The organism is Arthrobacter sp. 05T47 (genome assembly GCF_056395825.1).
In genome coordinates this window covers 20,778-45,595 of record NZ_JBFTKG010000015.1, presented here as the reverse complement: position 1 = coordinate 45,595, position 24,818 = coordinate 20,778, and the positions used below count along the sequence as shown (strand labels likewise).

Below are 24,818 nucleotides of genomic sequence, written 5' to 3'. Positions count from 1 at the left end.
CGGGCCGCTACTTACCGGTGCCCGCATCTGTCCCGGACTGAAACGTTGAACTGGCTCCAGACGCTGCCGTATGTGCTTGAGGCGATGCTGTTCCTCCTGCTGCCCGGAGCCCTCGTGACTGCCAGCCTCGGCCTGAGGGGGCTCTCCGCGGCGGCCCTGGCCGGACCGGTCACGATTTCCATCGCGGCGGTGCTGGCAGTGCTCCTCCCGTTCGCGTCCATCCCGTGGACCCCTGCTGCCGTCCTCGCCGGCGGACTCCTGCTCTCCGCCGTGATCGCCGGGATCCGGCTCCGCGGAATCCGGCGCGCGGGCTGCAGTCTGCGGCAGGCCTTCCTCCCCTGGCGCACCGAGGCCTCCCAGTCTCCGGCGTCCGAGTCTCCGGCCACCCAGTCGCCGGCGAGCCGTCCACGGAGCGGGGCGTGGGTCGCCGCGGCGTTCGCCGTGGGGGCGGCGATGATCCTGGTGGAACTCGCGCTGGCCTTTGGTTCCCCGGAGAACTTCTCCCAGACCTTTGACAACGTGTTCCACCTGAACGGCGTGCGGTACGTCCTGGATACGGGCAGCGCCTCCTCTCTGACGATGTCCAAGATGACCAGCGGCGACGCGGCCCCCTACTTCTATCCGGCGGCGTGGCACGGACTGGCTGCGGCCTTTATCCAGCTGACGGGGTTGCCCCTTACGGTGGCCGTAAACGTCCTGAACATGGCTATCGCGGCCCTCGTTTGGCCGCTGGGCTGCATGATGCTGACACGGACTGTGGCGGGCAACCGGCCCGTGGCAGTGGGGGCCGCAGCGGTCCTGGCTGCCCTGTTCGCTCCCTTCCCCATCCTGCTGCTGGACTTCGGCGTGCTGTATCCGAATTTCCTGGCCATCAGCATGCTGCCGGCCGTCCTTGCCAGCATTGCCCTCCTGTTCCGGGTGGCGCGGCAGCTGGAATGGCCACCGGCGCCCAGGTTCACGCTTCCGCTGCTGGTCCTTCCGGGACTGGCCCTGGCCCACCCGAACGGTTTCATGTCGCTGGTGGCCCTCTCGGTTCCGATCATCCTGCAGGCGTACGCACGCCTCGCCGGCAACCGGGAATACCGGTCCCGGCACCGGACTCCCTGGATCCTTGCCACTGTCGGCCTCGGCCTCGGCGCAGTGGCCCTCTACGCGCTGTGGACCACGATCCGGCCGCCGGAGGACGCCGCGTTCTGGGAGCCGCTGCAGACACCCCGCGGTGCGGTCTGGGATGTCCTGGTGAACGGCGCCATTGACCGCCCCGCCGCGATCGGCGTCAGCGTCCTCATGCTGATCGGCCTGTTCCTGTGCTGGCGGCGCGGCGGCAGGACATGGATGATTGCCGGCTTTGTGATCATCGCCGTGCTGTACGTCGTCGTCTCCGGCACCATGAAAAGCGATCTGCGCAGCGCCCTGACGGGAATCTGGTACAACGACAGCAACAGGCTCGCTGCGCTCCTGCCGCTGACCGCGTTGCCGTTTGCCGCCGTCGGCGTCGATTCCGTCGCCTGCTGGCTCCGCCGCCGGCTGGACCGGCTGGCACAGTCACGATCGGCCGGGTCGGCGCGGCCCGTCAAGGATCATGCAAGCCCCGGCCACGGCAGCACGGTTGCCTACGCGGTCATCTGCAGCGCGCTCGCCCTGGCGGTCGCTGCTTCCCAGATTCCCTCGATGAGGTTCGCAATCGGCTCGGCCCGCAAAAGCTACCTCGAGACCGAGCATTCGCTGCTTATCTCAACGGACGAACAGAAGATCATCGACAAGCTGGACCAGATTGTTCCCGCGGACGCGGCCATCGCCGTGAACCCGTGGACGGGCGGGGCGCTGGCGTATGCCATCGCCCATCGAGAGACCACGGCAAAGCACATCCTGACGGCCAACACGGCCGACGTCGAGACCCTCAACCGGGACCTCCGGAACGCCGACACCGATCCGGCCGTCTGCGCCGCTTTGAAGGCGACCGGCGTCCGCTACGTCCTGGACTTTGGATCCAACGAAGTCCACTTCGGCGACCACCCCTTCCCGGGGCTGGAGAACCTGAACAACTCGCTGGCCGTCCGGCTGGTGCTGGCGGAGGGCGCCGCCCGGCTGTACGAAGTCACGGCCTGCCGCTAGCTGAGCCTTGCCACTTCGGCCAGTTTGCCTTTCATTGCCTCGGGTTCGGCCGCGTCCGCCGGGAGGGCAAGCGTGGCCCTGACCACGGACAAACCATCCACCATCTCCAGGACGTATTCCGTGGTCCCGGTCAGGCGGTTGACCGAATACCACGCCTTGGCGCCGGCCTCCGGGACCGGCTCCGGCGTCATCATCAGCCGCGGCAGCTTGAGGCTGTCCAGCCCCGCCTGGTCCGGGACCGTGGTCCTCGAGACGATCAGTGCGTTGCCCACGTCGGCGGCCTGCCCGGCACCGACCGGGGCCAAAGCGAAGGTGCACACGAGTTCGTCAACGCCGTCCTTGGTGGAGGCCTGAACGTCGGCCGGTTGAACGCTGCCAGCCACCGTGCCCAGTACCCGGCGGATCTCCGCCAGTGCCGGCTGCGCGCAGTCGGAGCCCGGCGCCGGCACCACGGTCCGGCCGTCGTGTGTCAATGGTTCGTTGCCGGGGGCGACGCCGGCGGTCCCCGTCGGGGTGGGGGCCGCGGCGGGGGCCGACGGTTCCGGCGTCGTGACCGCAGCTGAAGGCGCGGGAGCCGGAGCCGCTGTGCAGGCGCCCAGGGCCAGGGTTGCCGCGAGGGCGAGCAGGCAGGTGTTCCGCGCCGGGCGCCGGCGGCCCGGGGTGGTGGGCCCTGATGCAGCCGGGCYGGCTGGACTCATGGTGGCTGGACTAGTTGAAGATGTCATTCGCCACCCCCATAACAAACCGGTCCCCGGAATGGGCCGTCCGAAGGTACTGCAGGAGGTCGCCATCGTTGAGCGAAATGCATCCCCAGGTGGGGAGGTTGTTGCCGTGGAGGAAAATCGCGAATCCCGCATTCATGGTGATGGGCGCATCTGGTGGCCGGTTGTAGTTGATGACGACGCCCTGCCGATAGTCATGGGATGGCCGTGTTGCGAAGTACCACATGTTCTCGTCCGGGAAGACGTCCGAGCTCGACTCGAAGTATTTATTGTAGTTGGCGTTGAGTCGGCCGCCCCAGCGCGAATAGGGGTTGAGGGTCCGGTACGGCAGGGCCGTCCCGGGGTTGCCCAGGCCGAAGGCTTGGGTGACGGTGAAGGATCCGGTCGGGGAGAACATCTGCCAGGTGGGTCCGGTGGCGACGCCGGGCGCGGCGAAGCCGGACTCGCCGGCGTGGCCCAGCGCGCCCCACTCCTTGGCGTAGCTTCCGTCCGGCTGGCGGACGCAGGTGACGAAGGTGATCCGGGTGGACCTGTAGTCGTCGGCGATCGCGAAGGACACGCGTGAGGCGCCGGCGGTGCGGTACTTCACGGCCCCGGAATTGATGGCCGGGCAGTAGGCGGCCGAGGTCAGCCGGTAGCGGACTCCGGCTCCCGGGATCCATTGGAGGCGGCCGTACTGGAAGGACTGACTGCAGTACCCGCTCCGGTCGCAGGCTTCGGCCGTCACGGGATACCCGAGGGCGCCGTCCTGGGCCTTGCGGCCGGTATAGAACTGTCCGAGTCCGCCCCACACCGCCTGGGTTCCGGCGCCTGCCGCATAGTAGATGCGTCCGCGCTGGAAGGCCTGGGAGCAGCCCCCGCCGCGCAGGCCGCATTTTTCCATTCCCGTCGGGTAACCCAGGTAGCCGCGGCTGCCGTCCAGGGCAAGATACCGTGCATTGATGGCGCCCCACACCGGGAAAGTGCCGGCGCCGGGGGCAGAGTACACGGTGCCCCGCTGGAAGCGCTGCGAGCAGGCCCCGCCGGCCAGGCCGCACGTCTCGACCCCTACCGGGTAGCCGAGGTATCCCTTGAGGCCGCCGAGGGAGTCGTAGGTGGCCCTGATGGCGCCCCAGACGGGATAGGTTCCCTTCCCCGCGACGCTGTACAGGCTGCCGCTTTGGAACGCCTGCTGGCAGACCTTGGGTGTTCCCCCGCAGGCCGCTGCTCCAAGCGGGTAGGCCAAATGGCCGGTGACGCCGCCGGCGTTGAGCCACGCATTTTCGATGCCCCCGGTCAAGAGGTGGGCGCCGCTGGCTTGGCTCCAGGCAATGGTTCCGTGGGCGAAGCCCTGCTGGCAGCCGCCGCCGGCCAGCCCGCACTTCTGCCCGGCCGTGGCCGGGCCGACGGGTCCCGCCGAGCCGCCGAGGCGCTCGTATTCGACGCCGATGGCGCCGGGGACGCGGATGGCGGCCTCCGCAGCTGCCCTGGCGGCGGAAGTGGTCGGCGCCTGTGCCACATCAGGGGTCTTTGCTGTTGGTCCGGCGGCCGGCGTCGTCGCGGCCGGCGTCGTCGCCTTACCTGTCGGCTGGGGTGAGGGCCCTGGCGTCGGCTTCGATGCTGCCGGGCGGGTCGGGGCCCCGGTGGCCGCCGCCGACGGCGAGGTGGTGAACCGTGCGGCCGGCTCGGAGGTGCCGGCCGCGGGCGATGCTCCCGGCTGCCCTGTTGCCTGCGGGGACGGGGAGCTGTCCGCGGAGGCTCCCTGAGCGAGGCTTGCCGCCACGATTCCGGTTGCGGCCGCGATAGCCACTGCCCTGGTCATTGTCCGCAGCGGGCCGGCCCATGAGGGCCCCCGCCGCCTGTCTCGCCGCTCGCTGGACCCCACAGCTGTCATTTTTTGCTCCCCCGCGTCCCCCAGTACGGGGCTGAGCCCCCGTTCCGGGCTCATCCTAGCGGACGCCCGGTCCGGGAGCGGGGCGGGCTCGCCGCCACGCGGTGCGGCTGCGCAGTGACGCTGCACTGTGCAGTTACACCTAGCAGTTACACCCGGCAGCCACGGGGCGCCACAGGGCGCCACGGTGCCTCTACAGGGCGAGGGACCTGCGCCGGAGCTCGCCGACGACGTCGTGCACTTCGCCGTCCATGACAATTTCGCCGTGTTCCAGGAGCACGCCGCGCTCACACACGGTGGCCACCAGATCCAGGTCATGGCTCACGACAAACAGGGTCTTCCCCATCTCCGAGAGCTCCTTGATCTTCGCGATGCACTTGCGCTGGAAAGGTTCGTCGCCCACGGCGAGAATCTCGTCAATCAGGAAGACCTCCGGGTCCGTGTGCACGGCGATCGAAAACGCCAGACGCAGGTACATCCCGGAGGAATAGAACTTCACCTCGGTGTCGATGAACTCGCCGATTTCGGAGAATTCGACGATCGAATCGAACTTCTCATCGATCTGCTTCTCGGTCATTCCCAGGATGGCGCCGTTGAGGTAGACGTTGTCCCGGCCGCTGAGGTCATGGTGGAAGCCTGCGCCGACTTCGATCAGCCCGGCGACACGGCCGCGCGTGCGCACGATTCCGCCGTCGGGCTGCAGGACGCCGGAGATGAGCTTCAGGAGCGTCGATTTTCCGGAACCGTTGAGCCCCATGAGCGCGACGGTCTCGCCCTGCTTGACCTCAAGCGAGACATCCTTGAGGGCCAGGAACTTCTTGGAGAGGTCACCCTTGCGGCCCTTCACGAGCCAGACGAGGGCTTCCTTCAGGGAACGGGTGTGGCGGAGCACGAACTGCTTCCGGATGTCGGTGCAGATGATGGCCACGTGGCCGTGCGCGGTCATGTCAGAGCTCCTGTGCGAAGTGGACGGACAGCCGGCGGAAGGCCAGCTGGCCGAGGAACAGCACCGCCATTGTGATCAGCAGTGCCACGGGCAGCCAGAGGGTCAGCATGCCCGGAGGCGAGGCGTCGTTGACCATCTGGTCCGGCTTGAGCGTCGGTTCCCAGAAGGCCCAGTGGAAGACCTCGACGGCGACTGTCATCGGGTTCAGCTGGTAGATCCAGAACCAGTCGCCCATCACCTTTTGCACCATCGACCAGAGGTAGAGGACCGGGGAGGCCCACGTGACCACCATGACGATCATGTCCACGATGTTTTCGGAGTCGCGGAAATAGACGTTGACGGCACCGAAGAGCAGGCCGAGGCCTGTGCCGAGGACGGCCACCATCACGAAGATCAGGACCACCGCCGCCAGCTGCAGCAGCGAGGGTGCCCACCCCACGATCACGCATGCACCGACAAGCACGAGCAGCTGGGGCAGGAAGTGCGCAGCCGACACCCACACGGTGGCCACCGGGAACAGTTCCCGGGGCAGGTAGATCTTCCGGATCAGGTCGCGGTTGTCCACGATCGACCGGGTGGCGTTGGACAGCGATTCCGTGAAGAAGTTCACCAGGACTATGCCGGAGAACAGATAGATCGCGTAGTTCGGCGTCCCCCGCTGGAGGTTCAGGAAAATGCCCAGCGCCACGAAGTAGATCAGGAACTGCACGAGCGGCTTCACGTAGGACCACAGCAGGCCCAGCACGGAGCCGCGGTAGCGCACCTTGATTTCCTTGCGTACCAGCAGCTTCAGGAGGAAGCGGTCCCCGTAGACGTCCAGCAGCCCGTGCCCGGTTCCGGGCTTGATCAGCTGGTCGGTTTGGCCAGCCATCTACCTGCCGTCCTCGGAATTCGCCTCGAACGTCTTCTTCCACGCGTCGATCGAGCTGATCTCGGCCACCGCGCGGCGGTACTGCTCGGCAAGGCTGTCCCATTCCCGGAACAGCTTCGCGTGCAGCATGGTCGCCTCCGTCAGCATCGCCTTGAGCTTCTTCGGGTCGCGCTGGTACCACGAGGCGCCGGTGCCCTCCGCGTTGGAGACCACCACGCTGTCATAGTGCGCCACCCGGTACCACCGGTTGTCCCGGTGGGCCAGGAAGCCCTGGGGCCGCTCGGCGCTTTCCGGTCCCGGCGCCTTGATCAGCTGGCGCGCCACGGTCTTGATGCCCCACGGGATCAGCTGCTTCTTGCTGGGCAGCCCCACGACGGTCCCGCCCATCGGCCCGCGGCCGATCTTCGGCGCCGGGAAGTCATCGACGTCTTCCTTCAGCTGGGCATCCGGGTACTGCGCCTTCAGGGCGTTGATTTCCGGCAGCTTGGTGCCGAGCACCTTGTGCAGGTCGTCGGGGCCCTTCAGGAGGTCGCGCAGCGCGTCGATCCGGCCGTGCTCGGTGAAGTACTGCATCGAGACGAGGTGCTTGACGTCGGACTGGAACGACTCGCGCAGCACGCGGCCGCCCTTGGGGTACGGGCTGTGGATCAGCGTGGTGATCAGCCTGTTGCGCGCGTGGAAGTAGGCCTGCCAGCCGACGAGGTCGTCCTTGTCGATCCAGGACACGTGCCAGACGGCGGCACCGGGCATCGAGACCGTGGCAAAGCCGGCTTCCTGGGCGCGCAGGCCATATTCGGCGTCGTCCCATTTGATGAACAGCGGCAGGGACAGCCCGATTTCCTGGATCACCTTGGTGGGGATCAGGCACATCCACCAGCCGTTGTAGTCCACGTCCACGCGGCGGTGCAGCCACGGGGTCTGGCGCAGGTTCGCGACGGAGAAATCGTGCCGCGTTTCCATGTCGGCGTGGGGCAGGGCCGGGACGATCCGGTACGGGTCCACGACCTCGCCGAAGGTGTGCAGGACGCTGCGGTTGTAGAGGTCGAACATGTGGCCGCCGACGATCGTCGGCTTGCGGCAGTGGTCGGCGAAGGCCAGGAGCCGCACGATGCTTTCGGGTTCGACGACGATGTCGTCGTCGAGCAGCAGGGCGTAGTCACTGCCGTTTTCGACCGCCTCGAACATGCCGCGTGCGAAGCCTCCGGAGCCGCCCAGGTTTGCCTGGTTGATGACCCGGAGTTTGCCGCCGAGGGCGTCCCGGACGTCGGCGAAGCCTTCCTGGTCCTCGACCTTTTGCGTGCCCTGGTCAACGATCAGGATTTCCTTGACGTTTGCCAGGACGTCCGGGTTCTCCGCCAGGATCCGGGCGTTGTTCAGGCAGAAGTCGGGCTTGTTCATGGTGGTGATCTCGAGGGTCACCTGGCCCTTGGTCGCGGGACCGCCCGTGGCCTCCCACGCACCATTTTTCAGGACCAGGTCCCCGGTGCTGGCGGCCAGGTCGAACCAGTACCAGCCGCCGTCGCCGAAGGGCTTGAGGGAGAGCTCGAACGTGGAGGTGGCCTCGCCGTCGACGTGTTTGCCGTCGACGCGCTGGACCGACCCGCGGGCGTTCGACTTGTAGACCGTGACCGTTCCCGGGCCGCTGGTTTCAACGACCAGTCGGATGTCCCGCACCGAGGTCCACCGGCGCCAGTAGCTGGCCGGGAAGGCGTTGAAATAGGTACCGAAGGAGAGCTGCTCGCCCGAGCGCACCCGCATGGAGTGACGGCCCAGGAGGTCCTCGAAGTGCGCTACCCGGCTCTCGGAGCTGAACATCTGCAGCTTGTCTTCGAGCAGTTTCGGGTTGCGGGCGAACTCGTCGTTCTCCCGGAGCCGGATGCCGCTGGCGGTCCCGGCATCGGCGTAGAGGGGTACGGTGTCGGTCTGGTCCGTCGATGGCAGGATGACCCGCTGAATCGGGTTCCAGCCGGGTGTCGCTTCAGCGGCGCTCATGCGTCCACTCCTCCGCTTTCAATCGTGGCGCCGGCCTCGAAATGCGGCCGGATCTTGTTCTCGAACATGGTCAGGGCAGAGCCGATGGCCATGTGCATGTCCAGGTACTTGTAGGTGCCGAGGCGTCCGCCGAAAAGGACGTCCTTCTCGGCCGCCGCGAGGTCACGGTATTTGAGCAACCGTTCCCGGTCCGCGGCGGTGTTGATCGGGTAGTAGGGCTCGTCGCCCTTCTCCGCCGCGCGGGAGAACTCGCGCATGATGACGGTCTTTTCCGTCTGGTATTCGCGTTCGGGATGGAAGTGCCGCGGCTCGATGATGCGCGTGAACGGCACGTCGTCGTCGTTGTAGTTGATCACGGAGGTGCCCTGGAAATCGCCGACGTCGAGGACTTCTTCCTCGAAATCGATGGTGCGCCAGGAAAGGTCGCCCTCGGCGTAGTCGAAGTAGCGGTCAACAGGCCCGGTGTAGACCACGGGGATGTTGCCGACCACCTTGTCCTTGCTGTACTCGTGCGACTCGTCGAAAAAGTCCGTGTTCAGCCGAACCTCGATGTTCGGGTGCTCGGCCATCTTTTCGATCCAGGCCGTGTAGCCGTTGGTCGGCAGGCCCTCGTACTTGTCGTTGAAGTACCGGTTGTCATAGTTGTACCGGACGGGAAGGCGGGAAATGATGCCCGCGGGCAGGTCCTTGGGATCGGTCTGCCACTGCTTGCCGGTGTAGTGCTTGATGAACGCCTCGTAGAGCGGCCGTCCGATGAGCTGGATGCCCTTGTCGTTCAGGTTCTGCGGATCGGTGCCCGCCAGTTCGCCGGCCTGTTCCTTGATCAGGTCCTGTGCCTCGCCGGGAGTGAGGTTGGCGCGGAAGAACTGGTTGATCGTGGCCAGGTTGATGGGCAGGGAGTAGACCTCGCCCTTGTGCACGCCGTACACCTTGTGGACGTAGTTCGTAAACGTGGTGAAGCGGTTCACGTACTCCCACACGCGGTCGTTGGACGTGTGGAAAAGGTGCGCACCGTAGCGGTGCACCTCGATGCCGGTCTGCTCTTCCTTTTCGCTGTAGGCATTGCCGCCGATGTGGTGGCGGCGGTCGATGACGACTACCTTCAAGCCCAGCTCAGTGGCGGCCTGTTCTGCGATTGTCAGGCCAAAGAAGCCCGACCCTACGATGACGAGGTCAGCGGTCACAAACTCTCCTGATTCGAATGCGGGCAGCCCAATGTTGCGCATTGTCTGCTGAACAAGCCTACCCGAGGCTCCCTTGCAGTCGGCGCCCGGCCCTTGCCGCACGGTCCACGCACGGCTGCCTCCTGGTTATCCACATGGCGCATTTCCCCGCGCGCAGCCGGGCCCGGGCATCCCTAACGTGGAACCGGGCGGCCACGTTAGGAAAGGATGCCCGGATGATCTTGCACTGCACTCTCGCACGGTGCGCCCTCACGTCAGGTTCGACGCCGGACGGGCAGCTCATTGAGCTGGCCGTCCAGGTTCCCGACCGCTGTCCGGGCGCGGACCTGGAGGCCGCCATCGCACGGCGCTACGGGACCGGCGGGCTGTCCGTCCGGGGAGCGCCGGTTGCCGCCATGAGCGTTGGCGTGCCTCCCCTGGTCCAGGGTGCCGTGCTGGTTGAAGGCGCTGGAGCATCCCTCCCCCGTCAAGGCCGGCCGCGCACCGCCACGCTGCTGCTCACGGTGGACAGCGGGCCCGGCGCGGGGACGCTTGTTGCCCTGTACAGGGGGCGGTTCCGGATCGGTCGCAGCGGCACCGAGATCGTGATCCCGGATGCCACCCTCTCGCGGGAGCACGCCCGCCTGGACGTGTCAGACTCGAAGGTCACGATCGTGGACCTCGGGAGTGCGAACGGAACCAGCGTCGACGGCCGGAGAGTGCGGACCGCGGCGGTGAGCACGGCGTCCTCGATCAGGTGCGGCGACTCCACGATTTCGCTCCGCCTCGGGCCGCCGTCCGTGCCTGAGAATGCCGCGGACTCCGTGACGGCTCTCGCGGGCTCCAGCGTTGCCGCCCCGCTGGTTGTCCGCGGCGCGGCCGCCCCCGGCCACCGGGTCGCCATGGCCCTGGCCGCGGCGCTGCCATTGCTGGTCGGCGTCGGGCTGGCGCTTCTTACCGGCATGTGGATGTTTCTGGCCTTCACCGCCGTGTCTGCCGTCTCCGTCCTCGTCCCGTTGCTGTCAGGGCGCCGCCAGCGCCGCGAACTGATCGCCGCAGTTGCCCAGGCCGCGGTGCAGGACGGGGAACGCCGCCGGCAGGCCGCCCCTTCCGCGGCCGACCTGGCCGTGGCCTGCGCGGCGGGACTGATCGCGGCGGGCCGCACAGCCGAGGGGCAGTCATCGGACATCTGTCTGCGGCTCGGGTTGGCTGATCAGGCGGCGAATATCCGGATTGAACCACCGGATTCCGCGTTCCGGCCACCGCCTCTGGGGCAGGTGCCCCTGATGTTGGACCCGGCACCGGAGGTGGTATCCATCCTTGGTCCCGCGACCGCCATGGCCGGGCTGGTGCGCTCGTTCGTCTTGCAACTGGCCGCCTATCCGGCCTGCGGCAGCACCCGCATGCTCCTGCATGGCCCGGCGGATACGCTACCGCTGTCGGCGCGTTTTCTGCCGGGCGTCACGTTGTCGGCACATGACGCCAGCACCGTTGCCATTTTGACCGGCGGTCCCGGCGGAACTGGCGGTACCGGCGGTCCCGGCGGCGGATTCGACCGCGGAGTCCTCATCCTTTGGGACTCACCCGGACTGCCGGGGACAGCTGCGAGGACACGGGCGGCCGGTGAGGGGCCGGCGTTCCGGTCCCTTGCCACAGCACACGGGTGGAGAGTGATCGAGTGCTCGCCGGAGCAGCGCCCCGGAAAAGACCCTGGAATTGTCCTCGGCCGGCGCAGCTTCCTCGTCACAGCGGGGACTCCGCCCAGGGTCTTCATCCCCGATCTGGTCCCTGCCGTGGTCTTTGACCGTTTCTGCCGGGGCTTCGGTGCTGCACCGCGCACCACGGCGACTCCCCCGCCGGCCGTCCCGGATCGCCGCAACCTGGCTGACGTCCTTCCCCTCGGAGCGCGGGAAGTCTCCCGGCGCTGGTCCCGGAGCGGTCCGGACGCCGGACTCGGTGCGCCCGTTGGCGCAGGGATCCTCGGGACTCTGCGGATCGATCTGAAGGCGGACGGTCCGCACTTCCTGGTCGCGGGAACCACCGGTTCAGGGAAATCCGAGTTCTTGCGGACTCTGGCCGCGGGCCTGGCGGCCAGCCACTCACCGGACCGCGTCAACCTTCTCTTTATCGATTTCAAGGGCGGCTCGGGTCTTGGCCCGCTGGCAGGGCTTCCGCACTGCGTCGGCATGCTGACGGATCTGGGCGCCGCGGAGGTGGAGCGGACGCTTGTTTCGTTGCGGGCCGAGGTCCGGCGAAGGGAGGAGCTCCTTGCCCGGGCGTTGGCTCCGGATCTCGCGGCGTATGAGTCGTCGCAGGCGGCCGGGCCGCCCGTCCCCTATCTGGTCATCTTCATAGACGAGTTCAGGATCCTGGTCGATGAAGTGCCCGGCGCCCTCTCCGAGCTCATGAGGATTGCCGCCATCGGCCGGTCCCTGGGGATCCATCTGATCATGGCCACTCAGCGCCCGCAGGGAGCACTGAACGCCGACATCAGGGCCAATGTCACCTCCTCCATTGCCCTCCGTGTCCAGTCCGGGCCCGAATCGTTTGATGTCATGGGCTCTGGGCTCGCGTCCGCCATCCCCATCACCCGACCAGGACGGGCGTTCCTGAGCCGCGGCGCACAGGACCCGGAGGAGTTCCAGACGGCCACGCTGACGCCCGGGGTCGCCGCGCTGACGGACGGAGCGGTCACTGTCCGTACGGTCACGGAGCATCTGATGCGGCCGCAGGCCGTTGCCGGGCTTCGCCCCGGTGACTCCCCCGGCCACGATGCTCCCGGCGGCGGCCCGGTCATGACTCCGGCCCAGGGGGCGGCGCCGCTCATCGACACTGTTGTGCGCCTGTGGCAGGATTCCGGCGGGCGGCGGCCCCGCCGGCCGGTGGCAGATCCCCTGCCGCTGCAGTTGTCATGTCCCGATTCCTGGTCCGGCGACCGAAACACGGTCCGGCTGGGGCGGGTGGACCTGCCGGAACTCCAATGCGTCGCTGCGCTGGACTGGAGCCCTGCCGGGCATGGGCATCTGGGCTTTGTCGAGGCTGGCGCGGGCACCGCCGACCCCGCCGTGGTCCTCGCTGTCGATCAGCTCCTGAACCGCACCGTGGAGTCGCACTTATACATACTCGACGCCGCCGGTGCCTTCAGCGCCGCCGCAGCGGCCCCCCGGGTCGGCGCCGTGGCCGGCCTGCACGAAGTGCGCCGCGCCGCCCGGGTGCTGCGGCGGGTCGCCGAAGAGGTCACATCACGGTTGAGTGCACCCGAGGCCGGACCGCGGCCCGGGCTCGTTCTGGTACTCAGTGGCTGGGGTGCCTGGGTTTCGGCCTTCCGTTCCGGGCCGTTGGCGTGGGCCGAAGACCTGGTTCATGACATCGTGCGGGACGGTTCCAGGGCGGCGATTACGGTCATCGCCTCCGGCGGGCGCGAGCTCGTGACTGCCAGGTTTTTCGCTGGCCTGCCAAACCGGATCTACTTTCCCGCAGGTTCCACCGAAGAGGGCCGACTTGCATGGCCGCGGCTGCCGGCGCTGGAACCGGTCTCCGGCCGCGTCGCTGTGTTCGGCGCCTTTGTGCAGGGCCCCCTGGCGAGCGGCCACGCGGCCCAGCTGTTTGAACCAGCGGTCACCGGCGCGCCGTACCCCACTGGCGGGGCAATCGCGACGAGGCCCTTCCGTGTGGACCCGCTGCCTCCGTTGGTGACCGTGGACGAGGTGCTGGCCCGCGGCGGCAGCCCCGGCCCGGGCCAGCCGGCAGCACCGCTGCTCCTCGGGGTCGGCGGCGACGAACTTCGGACGGAGGCAGTTCGGTTGCCGGACGGTGGCGTTCTCGCGGTCCTCGGCGGCCCCGGATCCGGAAAGAGCAGCCTGCTGGCTGCGCTCCCGCGGATGAACCCTGGCCGCACCTGGCTCGCGCCGCAGCCGGGCACCGATCCCGGCAAGTACTGGCCCGATGTCCACGCCAGCGCGCTCAGGGGCGTCCTGGACCGCACAGCGATAGCGCTCGCAGACGACGCTGACTTGCTTTCACACGAGGCCAACAGCGCCCTGGCGGCCCTGAACAGTCTTGGGTGGAGCGTGATCCTCGCTGCGGGATTCGGCCCGGCCTTCGGGCAACGGGTGGTCCTCGCTGCCATCGCCCGCAGCCAGGGACGGGCGATCCTGATTTGTCCGCGGGGGCTCATGGATGGAGAGCCGTTTGGGGTCCGGTTTGACGCGGAAGACAGCCCTCCGCCGGGACGCGCCGTCGTCATTTCCGACGGCCGGGCGACCCCGGTCCAGTTGGCTGCGGCGTGGCCTGCCGGCGGGCAGCTCCGCTTGCTCCCCGGGCAGCATGCGGCCCGCGGCGGCCCACTAGAGAGCGGGCGGGGCTCCGGCGGCCCGTGAGGCGAAGGCTATGACCCGCTTGTCGAACAGGAGCACGATCGCGGTCACAGCGGGGATAAGCATAGCCAGACCGGCCACCGGATAGCCGCCTGTCAGGGTCGGGAAGCCAATGGTCAGTACGAAGAGCTGGGCCACCAGGGCACCTGCCCGCGGCCAACGGAACCCGCGCAGCAAAAAGCGTGCCACGGCAAAGAGCCATATGGAGAACGCCAGGAGCAGGCACAGCGTGAAGACTGCGCCCCAGAAGGAGTGGACAGGCGCGCCGGTCAGGAGCTGAGTTCCGTACCAGCCGCCGGCCACGAGCAGCGCCGCGGCCTCCAGCGCGACGACGACCGCGACGACAATAATTCCGCGTGGCCGCACAGAGATTCCGGCAGAGTCCCCGGCGGCGGCTCCGGCCGGCTCGCCGGCTGGGCTCGGGAGCGAATTTCCACCGGCATTTTCACGCGGGTCTTCACCGGCATTTTCACGCGGGTCTTCACCGGCATTTTCACGCGGGTCTTCACCGGCATTTTCACGCGGGTCTTCACCGGCATTTTCACGCGGGTCTTCACCGGCATTTTCACGCGGGTCTTCAGGGTTCACAGGGGGCCTTGACACACTGGCACACTACCGGACATAGTCGTCTAGATGTGAGGACGCCGCCACTGAATGTGATGCATCGCTCACGGTCTCGAGGCATCTTGACCTCTATTACCCCTTGTTTACACAGCGTTAACATGACACGCTTAATCCAGATGACCGAGGGGGCCCCAATGGGCCCTTTTCTTATGAAGCCTCTAGTGAATAATTTCACAAAGGCATTTAACGAGTTCCCAGGAATGGAGTGACTGATCAGCATGGATTGGCGTAATCGCGCAGCCTGCCTTGACAAGGACCCGGAGCTGTTCTTCCCCGTAGGAAACACCGGCCCTGCCCTCCTGCAGATCGAGGAAGCGAAAAGCGTTTGCCGGCGCTGCCCCGTCGTGGACACCTGCCTGCAATGGGCCCTGGAGTCCGGCCAGGACGCCGGCGTCTGGGGCGGCATGAGCGAGGACGAACGCCGCGCCCTGAAGCGCCGCGCAGCACGGGCACGGCGCGCTTCCTGATCCCGCTGCCGGAATACCGGCCGCCAAGCACCAAACCGCAGCAATGGCCGCGGACCCACGGGTCCGCGGCCATTGCCCGTTTAAGCCCTCAACGCGCCGTAAGGCTCAGGACAATCTGGACTGCGGTTCCCCCGCCCTCCCTGGCCTGCCAGTGGATGGTGCCGCCAAGCTCGCTCATGACCAGTGTGCGCACGATCTGCAGGCCAAGACCCTCGGTGTACGGTTTGTCGGGCAGCCCGACGCCGTCGTCCTCCACCCTCACGGTAAGAAGTTCGTCGCCGTCCTCGGTTTCTGAGCGGTCGGCCAGCAGCCAGACAGTACCGGTCCGGCCTTCGAGCCCGTGTTCGACGGCGTTCGTGACCAGTTCGTTGATGACGAGGGCCAACGGGGTGGCGAAGTCGCTCGGCAGGTCCCCGAAGAGTCCAGAACGCTGGGTCTTGACCTGCTGCGAGGGTGAGGCGACCTCGGCCGAAAGCCGGAACTGGCGGCCGATCAGCTCGTCAAAGTCAACGCTCTGGGTCAGGCCCTGCGACAGCGTCTCATGGACGAGGGCAATGGTCGCCACCCGCCGCATGGCCTGTTCGAGCCCCTGCTTGGCCTCGTCACTGACCATGCGCCGCGACTGCATCCGCAGCAGGGCGGCCACAGTCTGCAGGTTGTTCTTCACCCGGTGGTGGATCTCGCGGATGGTGGCGTCCTTGGTGACCAGTTCCATCTCCCGGCGACGCAGCTCCGAAACGTCCCGGCACAGGACCAGGGCGCCGAACCGCTGCTGCTCGTCGCGCAGCGGGATGGCCCGCAAAGACAGGCTGACGCCGCGCGACTCAATTTCGCTGCGCCACGGCATGCGGCCCGTGACGACGAGCGGCAGTGTCTCATCGACCATGCGCCGGTCCTTCAGGAGCCCGGCGGTCACCTCGGCGAGGGACCGGCCCTCGAGGGACTCCCCGTCGCCGAGGCGGCGGAACGCGGAAACGCCGTTGGGGCTGGCGTACTGCACGATCCCCTCGGCGTCGAGCCTGATCAGGCCGTCACCTACGCGGGGGGCGCCGCGCCGCGAGCCCGTGGGCGACGCGAAGTCCGGCCACAGCCCCAGGGTTCCCATGCGCAGCAGATCGTAGGCGCATTGGCGGTAGGTGAGCTCAAGGCGCGAGGGCATCCGCGAACTGGAGAGGTCCATGTGCGAGGTCACGACGGCAAGGGTGCGGCCGTTGCGGACCATCGGGACCGCCTCGACCCGCAGGGCCATGTCGCTGCTCCAGTTGGTCTCGTTGGAGCGCTCGATCGCGCGGCTCTCCCAGGCCTTGTCGACCAGCGGCTGCAGGTCCGACCTGATCCCCTCCCCCACGAAGTCGGCGTGGAACACCGTGTGCGTGGTGGAGGGGCGGACGTGGGCGAGAGCCACGTAGCCGAACTCAGGATGCGGGAACCACAGGGCAAGGTCGGCGAACGCGAGGTCGGCGACCATCTGCCAGTCGCCGACCAGGAGGTGCAGCCACTCGGCGTCCCCCGGCCCAAAATCAGCATGCTCCCTGATAGGGTCCGTAAAGATTGCCACAGCACCTCCATTTGCGACACTGGGGACGGCAGCCCCTAGCGTCGAACGATTGACCTCAAGAGCCTCAATGCTACCGACAGCGAGGCCATGTCATCGGCCTCGAGGGCATTGACCTCGTCAAACATGGACTTCGCCCGGCCGAGCTGCTCCACATTCTGGCCTTCCCAGGCCACCAGCCTCTCTTCCGCGGGTGTCCCGGCAGGAGTGCTCTCCAGGACCGCCATCGTCATGTCCGAGACGGTGGAGTAGAGGTCATCGCGCAGGGCTGCACGGGCCAACGCCTGCCAGCGGTCCGCCCTCGGCAGCTTGGTGATGCGTTCGAGGAGCGAATCTGCGTGGAAGCGGTTGAACACCGTGTAGTACACGTGGGCAATGTCGGCCACGGATTCCGGGCTGACATGGACGATCTTGGCGATGTCCAGGAGCACGAAGCTCTCGAACAGCTCCGCCCAGCGGTGCGCCAGGTCCTCGGGAAGGTCCCAGCCGCGCGCCTTCTCCAGCCATTCGGCCACACGGGCGCGGTCGTCGCCGCGGAGGTAGTCCAGCAGCCGGGCCCGCATGGGATCCATGAGCGGCTTGAATTCGGCCACGATGTCGGCGATGGGACGGGACGCGGAGCCCTGGCCCAGGAGCCACCGGACGGCGCGGTCCAGGAGCCGCCGGATGTCCAGGTGGACGGTGCTCCAGTGTTCGGTCGGGAACGACGCCGGAAGTTCGTTGAGTTCCTTGACCATGATGTCCAGCTCGTAGACCTCGCGGAGGGCCACGAACGCCTTGGCTACGGCAGATTCAGTGGCCGAGGTTTCCTCAATCGTGCGGAACGCGAAGGTAATGCCGCCGAGGTTGATCATGTCGTTGGCAACCACGGTCGCGATGATTTCGCGGCGCAGCGGGTGGGTGTCGAGTTCGGCGTCGAACCTCTCCCGCAGCTGCTTCGGGAAGTAGGCCCGCAGCGTCGTGCGGAACCACGGGTCATCGGCGAGGTCGCTGTCGCGCAGCGCGCTGGCAAGTTCGATCTTGGCGTAAGCGGCCAGGACCGAAAGTTCCGGGGACGTCAGCCCCTGGCCCTGTTCCAGGCGCTCCTGCAACGTGGCAGTGGTGGGCAGCGCCTCGAGGTCGCGCTTGAGGTCGGCAGACTTTTCCAGCCAGTCCATGAGCCGTTCGTAGCTGGGGCTCCATTCGGAGACCCGCATGCGGTCGTTGAGCAGGAGGATGTTCTGGTCGATGTTGTCCTCGAGCACCAGCCGGCCGACTTCCTCGGTCATGGAGGCCAGGAAGTCCGCACGTTCGGCGGGGTCAAGCTTGCCGGCCGCGACCATCCGGTCCACGAAGATCTTGATGTTGACCTCGTGGTCCGAGCAGTCAACGCCGGCCGAGTTGTCGATCGCATCGGTGTTGAGGATGACGCCCTGGAGCGCTGCCTCTATGCGTCCGCGCTGGGTCATGCCCAGGTTTCCGCCCTCACCGACCACCTTGACCCGCAGCTCGCGGCCGTCGACACGGATGGAGTCGTTGGCCTTGTCGCCGACCTCGGCATTCGTTTCGGTGCTGGCTTTTACGTAGGTGCCGATGCCGCCGTTGTAGAGCAGGTCCGCCGGCGCGAGGAGGATGGCGCGCAGGAGTTCCGGCGGGCTCAGCTCCGTGGTGCCCTCCGGGAGGCCGAGGGCGGCGCGGACCTGTGCCGACACGGGGATCGATTTGGCCTGCCGGGCAAAGACGCCGCCGCCTTCGCTGATGAGCGACTTGTTGTAGTCGTCCCAGGATGACCGGGGCAGTTCAAAGAGCCGCAGGCGCTCCGCGTAGGACGTTGCCTCGTCCGGCGTGGGGTCCAGGAAGATGTGCCGGTGGTCGAAGGCTGCCAGCAGACGGATGTGCTTGGAGAGCAGCATGCCGTTGCCGAACACGTCTCCGGACATGTCGCCGACGCCCACGACCGTGAACGGTTCGGACTGTGTGTCGAGGTCCAGCTCGCTGAAGTGGCGCTTGACCGACTCCCAGGCGCCGCGGGCGGTGATGCCCATGGCCTTGTGGTCATAGCCCACCGAGCCGCCGGAGGCGAACGCGTCGCCGAGCCAGAAGCCGTATTCCGCGGCCAGGCCGTTGGCGATGTCGGAGAAGGACGCCGTGCCCTTGTCCGCTGCCACCACGAGGTAGGAATCGTCGTCGTCATGGCGCACGACGTCGGCCGGCGGCACCAGGGTTTCGCCTTCCGGCGTCGTGATGAGGTTGTCCGTGATGTCCAGCAGGCCGCGGATGAAGGTCTTGTAGCTTTCGATGCCCTCGGCCATCCAGGCGCTGCGGTCAGCGGCCGGATCCGGCAGCTGCTTCGCGTAGAAGCCGCCCTTGGCGCCGGTGGGGACGATCACGGCGTTCTTGACGGTCTGCGCCTTGACCAGGCCCAGGATTTCGGTGCGGAAGTCCTCCCGCCGGTCGGACCAGCGCAGCCCGCCGCGGGCCACCTTGCCGAAGCGGAGGTGGACACCCTCGACCCGGGGAGAGTAGACCCAGATCTCGAACATGGGGCGCGGGAACGGCAGGCCCTCGATCCGCGAAGGATCCAGTTTGAAGCTCAGGTGGGCCTTGTTCTGGTAGTAGTTGGTCCGAAGCGTGGCCTGGATCAGGTTCTTAAACGTTCGCAGAACCCGGTCGGCGTCGAGGGTCGCGACCTGCTCGATCGCCTCATCCAGTCCGGCGAGGACCTCGATCTCCTTGAGCACGCGGTCGGCGTCGCTGAGCGCCGGGTCAAAGCGTGCCGCGAACAGGGCGCTGAGTCCCCGGGTGACATCCGGGTTCGCCAGCAGGGTGTCGGCCAGGAAGCCGAAGGAGTTGGTGTTGCCCATTTGCCGCATGTACTTGGCGTAGGCGCGGAGCACCACCACCTGGCGCCAGTGCATTCCCTCGCGCAGCACCAGCCGGTCGAAGCTGTCCGACTCCACGGCGCCGGTGACAGCGGCGCCGAAGGACTCGGCCAGCAGCTGGCCCGTGGCGCGGGGATCCACTCCGGCGGGGTACTTGAGGCCGAGGTCGTAGAGGAAGAAGTCCCGGTGGTCCGCGGTCTCGATCTCGAACGGGCGTTCGTCCAGGACCTCGAGGCCCAGGTTATGGAAGTACGGCAGGATCTGGCTCAGGCTCTTTGGCTCGAGCATGTAGAGCTTGACCCGGGCGTCCTCTTCCAGCGTGGCTCCGGCACCTTCGGGCAGGTACACGTGGACGCCGGGCAGCTCCTTGGCGGCCTCCGCGGCACGTTCGGCCGCGGCGCCGTACTTCTCGAAGCGGTCGATGTCCTCCAGCGCGTCCTCGATCTCGTAGTCCACGCGATAGCTGGCCGGGAACGCCTCGGCCCAGACAGCGGCCAGTTCCTTGGACCCGTCCTCCCTGACGCCGGACCCGCCGCTGTCGGCGCGGGCGCGCAGGACCTCGGAGATGCCTTCGCCCCAGGAACGGGCGGCCCGGACCAGGCGCTTCTCCAGCTCATCGCTGTTGACGTGGCTGACGTCGGCGTCCTTCGGCAGCCGGATCCGGAAGAACAGGCGGGCCAGCGCGGATTCGGTCATCCGCGCCTCGTAGTCGATGGACACTGCGTTGAACGTCTCCCGCAGTTCCTGCTCAATGCGCAGGCGTACGTTGGTGGTGTAGCGGTCGCGCGGCAGGTAGACCACGGCGGACATGAACCGTCCGTAGATGTCGGGGCGCAGGAAGAGCCGGGTCCGTCGGCGTTCCTGAAGCCGCTGGATGCCAGTTGCGATGGCGGCGAGGTCCGGGATTTCGATCTGGAAGAGCTCGTCGCGCGGATAGGTTTCGAGGATGCCCAGCAGGTCCTTGCCCGAGTGCGAATCCGGCGGGAAGCCGGCGTCGTGCAGCACAGCGGCCACTTTTTCCCGGACCACCGGGATGTCCCGGACGGATCCGGCGTAAGCGGTCGTCGCGAAGAGGCCGATGAAGCGCCGCTCGCCGTTGACGTTGCCCGCGGCGTCGAAGCTCTTCACGCCGATGTAGTCCAGGTAGGCCGGGCGGTGCACGGTGGAGCGCGAGTTTGCCTTGGTGATGACGAGGGCGCGCTTCTCGCGGGCCTTCTTCCTGCCGGCCTCGGTGAGGTGCTGGATTTGACGGGTGTCCGCGCCGGCGCGGAGCAGGCCCAGTCCGCTTTCCTCGCGCAGTTCCAGCACATCCTCGCCGGACTCGTTCACGAGGTCGTATTCGCGGTAGCCGAGGAAAGTGAAGTTTCCGTCATCGAGCCAGCGGAGCAGGTCCTGGGCCTGGCGGAGCTCGGCAATTTGCGCCCGGTTGGCCAGCCGGTCCAGGTCCGCGGCGATTTCAAGGGCCTTGGTGCGCATCTTCGGCCAGTCTTCGACGGCGGCGCGGACGTCGCCGAGCACCCTGGAGATTCCCTTGACGAGTTCCGCGCGCTTGTCCTCGCCGGCGAGGTCGATTTCGACGGCGATCCAGGACTCCATGTGCGAGGCGTTGTCGCCCTCGGCGATCAGGTGGGAGAGGTTCGGCATGGCCGCGGTGTCTCCGCTGGAGATGCCCAGGTGGGAGGGGACGCGCGCGACTTTGACCAGTTCGCCGGTCTCGCGGTTGCGGGTCACCACGAAAAGCGGGTGGAGCACGAGGTGGATGGGGGCGTTCTGGCGGACCAGTTCGGCATTGACGGAATCCACGAGGAAGGGCATGTCATCGGTGACGATGTACAGGACGGTGCAGTCGGCCTCGTCGTGGATGGCAATGTTCGCGACGCCGGGCAGCCGGGTCGCCGCGATTTGGCGGTGGGTATCGGCCCTTGCCGTCAGGACTTCCTCCGGATATGCCCGGAAGTCCTCCTCCGCGAGGTGCTCGTAGTAATCCCCGAGGTAGCTCTTGCTACCACTGATCGAAACGGGCTGATCCTCCACGCTGGACCCAGACGACATCGAAACGCCTCCATAAAAGAAGTTCACAGCCGCCTCTTTGCGGCCCTTACGATGACCCTAACTGTTTGTCCGGCGCCGTGCTGTGGAAGAAAAGACAAAGGATTTCGTGTTTCGCTGGTCAGGTGCACAAACCAGTTTGGCGATCGCCCGCCGCAGCTCGGATTCGGGGGCCGCTTCGAGCAAAAGCGCCCCCGAGAGCAGCGCCGCATCGCTCGCCGCCGGGTCCGACGGCAGGAACGCCGACAGGGACACCGCCGGGCCGTAGCGCTCCCACGCTGCCCGGAGTTGGCGTTCCGGCGACCGGCCGACGGCGGCGGCGCGGACTTTGTTCATGACCACCTGGGGTGATGCCTGCGGGACGGCTGCCTGAAGCTCGGCCAGGCCGCGGACCAGCCTCGGCACTCCTATGGAGTCGGCCGCTCCGACGGCAAAGACCGTGTCGGCCAATTCCAGGCTCCTCAGGGTCGCAGCATTGCGCCGCGGCGCACCCGCGTCAAAGCCCAGCTCGTCATCGGCTTCGAGGCAGAAACCGGTGTCCACCACAGTGACATCGGCGATCTCGCGTGCCCGCTCCAGGACTAGCGTGAGCGCCGCGGCACGCAGTTCGGTCCAGCGGTCCGCCCGCGTGATCCCGGTGAGCACGCGGAACGTCCCGGCCTTGGTCGCCACGGTGGTGGCGATCCTGAGCAGGGCCTCGGCGTCGAGCAGCCCCTGGTCCGCCAGCCGGCAGGCCTGCGCCAGCCCGGCAGCCTCATCGAGCAGCCCCAGGAGGKCGGCCACGCTGGCGCCGTAACTGTCGGCGTCGACCAGCAGCACGGATTGTCCTTCCGCGGCCAGTTCACCTGCGATGTTGGCGGCCACCAGGGTGCGGCCCGGCGCGCCGGCCGGGCCCCAGACCGCTATGATCCGGCCCTTCGCGGCAGCGCTGCGGGTGCCTGCGGCGCGCGCTCCGGATGGCCGCGCCGCCTGTCCAGCGGCTGTGGCTGCGGCGGAGGAGGCGGCGTCGACGTCGGCCGCGGCTGGCTCCTGGCGGTGTCCGTCGCCGCTGAGCTGGGCCACCGCTGCAGAAATCCGCGACGCCAGGGCTGCGGCATCAACGGCACGGGCTTCTGCGGCCACTCCGATGGTCCGCAGCCGGGACGTTTCCTCCGGATTGTCGGTCAGGGCGATGACCACCACCCCGACGGCAGACAGCCGGTCCACCAGCGAGGCCGTCAGCTCTTCACTTCCCGTCGCGACGACGGCGGCGCGGGCCAGCCCGCTCTGGCAGGCTGCCAGCAGTTCAGCCAGTTCGCCGCACCGCCGGACAACGGAGACGGGTCCGTGCAGCCGCTCCAAACCGCCGACCAGATCGTCGCGGGAATCCCCCACAGTCACGACGGGAATGCTCATCGGGCGGCACCGCCCGGATTCCACACGACCGCGATCTTTGCTTTGTTGGCCTGGGCTCCCAGCAGCTTGGGCATCTGGGCGTCCGGCACGAGCACCATCACCACTGTGGACCGGGAGGACCCCAGGGCACTGCTGCCCACGGTGACCTGCGCAATTTCTGCGCCGGACAGGAGCAGGGTGGGCTCGCTGAAACCGTTGCGGGTGTCCGGCAACGCCACCCAGACGTCCACGCGGGAGCCCGCCACGGCCTGGGCGGGGAGATTATCCTCAACGGTGACGGCGACGGGCTTGCGGTCCAGCCCATCGAGCCGGCCGACGCTTTCGCGCGGCAGCAGCTGGTCCTTGCCGATCCTCTGCACGGCCACGAGCCCGGATTCCAGGCCGGCCTCCGGGGTCAGATAGTGCTCCTCCACGTCGCCGAGCCGTACTTTGACCCGGTGCACCTTCTCGAGCGTCAGCGTCTCGCCGACGGCGATCGGCTCGCGCGCCGCGTACGCCTCGGTGGTCTGGTCCGCGGCGCCGACCAGCGAGACAACGCCCACCACGGATGCCAGGACCAGCAGGATTCCGACGAGGAGCCGGGGGTCCTTCCAGGACGGCCTCTTCAAACGGGCCCCTTCGGCTGCCGCGCTTCCACTCATGCGTCCGCTCCCCCTGTCGTCGCCGTCCGTTCCCGGGATGCCGGACATCCCCTATTGTTACGCCCGGGCGGTCCGGGCGGAAGATCCACGGCCAAACAGACGCAAACTGTGGATAACGGCACCAAGAGGCATCAACGGTGGCAAAATGGACTCATGCCCCGATTCCTGACTCTCGCAGATGTTGCCGAGCAGCTCCAGATCAACTCCCCAGCCGCTTACGCGCTGGTTCGCAGCGGCGAGCTGAAGGCCATCCAGGTGGGCGGACGCGGCCAGTGGCGCGTCGAGGAGAAAATGCTGGAGCAGTACATCCAGGAACGCTATGCCGAGGCCAGCCGGATGATCGAAGAGGCGAAGGCGAAGTCTGCCGGGAGTTGAGCCCACTGCCCTTGCTGGCGACCGGCTAGCCGCCCGCGGCTCCGGCGGACCTGATGCCCGCGAGGGCGCCAAAAGGAATGCTCACCACCTGCCGGGCGCTTGCCGGAGCCCGCTCCTGGCCCTCGCGGGTCACGGCCAGGTCCAGGAAGTCCCGGCCCACCGTTTCAATGGCGCCGTGAAGCCCCGCCTCTGCCCGCCCGCGCGCAACAAAAACTGTTACCCGTGCACGGTTCCTGGCGAGCCCGCGCAGGGCGCTGCCCAAACCGAGCCGCCGGCGGACGGCGGACGGCTCGGTGACCGCCACCCGTGAAAGACCCACATACTGTGCGGCCGCCGCGTAGGGAATGAGCACCTGATGCTGGGACTCATCAAGCACCAGGGCTTCGCTGCCTGCGTGGCTGAGCTCGCCCTCGAACGACGCCCCTGAGGACACCTGCACGCGGATCCTCAGCCCGAGGGACCCGCGGAGCCGGTCCGCGAGCTCCACCCCAGCCGAGTCCACGAGTGCGCGTTCGGCAACTTCCGCCTCAAAATCCAGCCGCTGGCGCGCAGCCAGCTGTGCCTCCATGTCGTCAAACAGGGCGTCCCACCGCATGGCGCCAGCGTAGGCGCGCCTACCGCACCGGTCAATCGGCAGGTGAATCCAGGGGTCAGTCCACCGCTCAGTCCACCCGTCAATCCACTGGTGTCCACCGCTCAGCCCACCACTCAGTCCACCGCTGTCCGGGATTCCACAGCTGGCCGACAATCCACAGGCAATGGAAAGCATCTAGACAAACGGATCCTTACGGGACCA

16 protein-coding genes are annotated in these 24,818 nt (G+C 67.5%); 4 read left to right on the top strand and 12 right to left on the bottom strand.

Annotated features, from left to right (window positions below; genetic code table 11):
* Positions 1-45 precede the first annotated feature (45 nt).
* Positions 46-2,115, top strand: coding sequence for a DUF6541 family protein (locus tag AC1DEY_RS12205; protein ID WP_476868157.1), 2,070 nt, complete (start codon positions 46-48; stop codon positions 2,113-2,115).
* Here AC1DEY_RS12205 and AC1DEY_RS12200 read toward each other — a convergent pair.
* The 6 genes from AC1DEY_RS12200 to glf form a co-directional block, all read right to left on the bottom strand.
* A complete protein-coding gene (locus tag AC1DEY_RS12200; protein ID WP_476868156.1) occupies positions 2,112-2,813 on the bottom strand; it encodes a hypothetical protein in 702 nt (233 codons plus the stop codon). The genes AC1DEY_RS12205 and AC1DEY_RS12200 overlap by 4 nt on opposite strands.
* 10 nt (positions 2,814-2,823) lie before the next feature.
* Positions 2,824-4,626, bottom strand: coding sequence for a hypothetical protein (locus tag AC1DEY_RS12195; RefSeq protein ID WP_476868155.1), 1,803 nt, complete (start codon positions 4,624-4,626; stop codon positions 2,824-2,826).
* A 274-nt stretch (positions 4,627-4,900) separates the two neighbouring features.
* Positions 4,901-5,653 (bottom strand): ABC transporter ATP-binding protein, encoded by a 753-nt coding sequence (locus AC1DEY_RS12190; protein ID WP_476868154.1) that lies wholly within the window; start codon positions 5,651-5,653, stop codon positions 4,901-4,903.
* 1 nt (position 5,654) lies between these two features.
* Complete coding sequence (locus tag AC1DEY_RS12185; RefSeq protein ID WP_476868153.1) at positions 5,655-6,524, bottom strand: ABC transporter permease; 870 nt, start codon at positions 6,522-6,524, stop codon at positions 5,655-5,657.
* The gene (locus tag AC1DEY_RS12180) at positions 6,525-8,516 is read right to left on the bottom strand and encodes a glycosyltransferase (protein ID WP_476868152.1); all 1,992 of its coding nucleotides are present in this window, start codon (positions 8,514-8,516) and stop codon (positions 6,525-6,527) included.
* On the bottom strand, positions 8,513-9,700 hold the full coding sequence (gene glf / locus AC1DEY_RS12175) for a UDP-galactopyranose mutase (RefSeq protein ID WP_476868151.1): 1,188 nt from the start codon (positions 9,698-9,700) through the stop codon (positions 8,513-8,515). Before glf ends, AC1DEY_RS12180 begins: the two co-directional genes overlap by 4 nt.
* A gap of 215 nt (positions 9,701-9,915) precedes the next feature.
* Here glf and AC1DEY_RS12170 point away from each other — a divergent pair, with 215 nt between their 5' ends.
* Positions 9,916-14,058 (top strand): FtsK/SpoIIIE domain-containing protein, encoded by a 4,143-nt coding sequence (locus tag AC1DEY_RS12170; protein WP_476868150.1) that lies wholly within the window; start codon positions 9,916-9,918, stop codon positions 14,056-14,058.
* Here the strand turns inward: AC1DEY_RS12170 and AC1DEY_RS12165 are convergent.
* On the bottom strand, positions 14,026-14,421 hold the full coding sequence (locus tag AC1DEY_RS12165; RefSeq protein WP_476868149.1) for a hypothetical protein: 396 nt from the start codon (positions 14,419-14,421) through the stop codon (positions 14,026-14,028). The genes AC1DEY_RS12170 and AC1DEY_RS12165 overlap by 33 nt on opposite strands.
* A 476-nt stretch (positions 14,422-14,897) precedes the next feature.
* Between AC1DEY_RS12165 and AC1DEY_RS12160 the strand changes: the two genes are divergently transcribed.
* Entirely contained in the window at positions 14,898-15,146 is a 249-nt protein-coding gene (locus AC1DEY_RS12160) for a WhiB family transcriptional regulator (RefSeq protein ID WP_003804966.1), read from the top strand.
* An 88-nt stretch (positions 15,147-15,234) separates the two neighbouring features.
* Here the strand turns inward: AC1DEY_RS12160 and AC1DEY_RS12155 are convergent, their stop codons facing one another.
* The 4 genes from AC1DEY_RS12155 to AC1DEY_RS12140 are packed head-to-tail and all read right to left on the bottom strand — an operon-like array spanning position 15,235 to position 23,647.
* The gene (locus tag AC1DEY_RS12155; protein ID WP_476868148.1) at positions 15,235-16,704 is read right to left on the bottom strand and encodes a sensor histidine kinase; all 1,470 of its coding nucleotides are present in this window, start codon (positions 16,702-16,704) and stop codon (positions 15,235-15,237) included.
* 35 nt (positions 16,705-16,739) lie between these two features.
* Positions 16,740-21,614 carry an NAD-glutamate dehydrogenase gene (locus AC1DEY_RS12150; RefSeq protein ID WP_476868147.1) on the bottom strand — a complete coding sequence of 1,625 codons (4,875 nt, stop codon included), beginning with the start codon at positions 21,612-21,614 and terminating at the stop codon, positions 16,740-16,742.
* Positions 21,615-21,671: 57 nt separating this feature from the next.
* On the bottom strand, positions 21,672-23,006 hold the full coding sequence (locus tag AC1DEY_RS12145) for a CpaE/TadZ family protein (protein ID WP_476868146.1): 1,335 nt from the start codon (positions 23,004-23,006) through the stop codon (positions 21,672-21,674).
* Positions 23,003-23,647 (bottom strand): CpaB family protein, encoded by a 645-nt coding sequence (locus tag AC1DEY_RS12140; RefSeq protein ID WP_476868145.1) that lies wholly within the window; start codon positions 23,645-23,647, stop codon positions 23,003-23,005. The genes AC1DEY_RS12145 and AC1DEY_RS12140 overlap by 4 nt, the downstream gene beginning before the upstream one ends.
* Before the next feature lie 153 nt (positions 23,648-23,800).
* Here AC1DEY_RS12140 and AC1DEY_RS12135 point away from each other — a divergent pair, with 153 nt between their 5' ends.
* Positions 23,801-24,022, top strand: coding sequence for a helix-turn-helix domain-containing protein (locus AC1DEY_RS12135; protein WP_018775212.1), 222 nt, complete (start codon positions 23,801-23,803; stop codon positions 24,020-24,022).
* Between the two features lie 25 nt (positions 24,023-24,047).
* On the opposite strand, the gene AC1DEY_RS12130 is transcribed toward AC1DEY_RS12135, so the two are convergent.
* Positions 24,048-24,617, bottom strand: a complete 570-nt coding sequence (locus AC1DEY_RS12130) for a hypothetical protein (protein ID WP_476868144.1) — start codon at positions 24,615-24,617, stop codon at positions 24,048-24,050.
* Positions 24,618-24,818 lie beyond the last annotated feature (201 nt).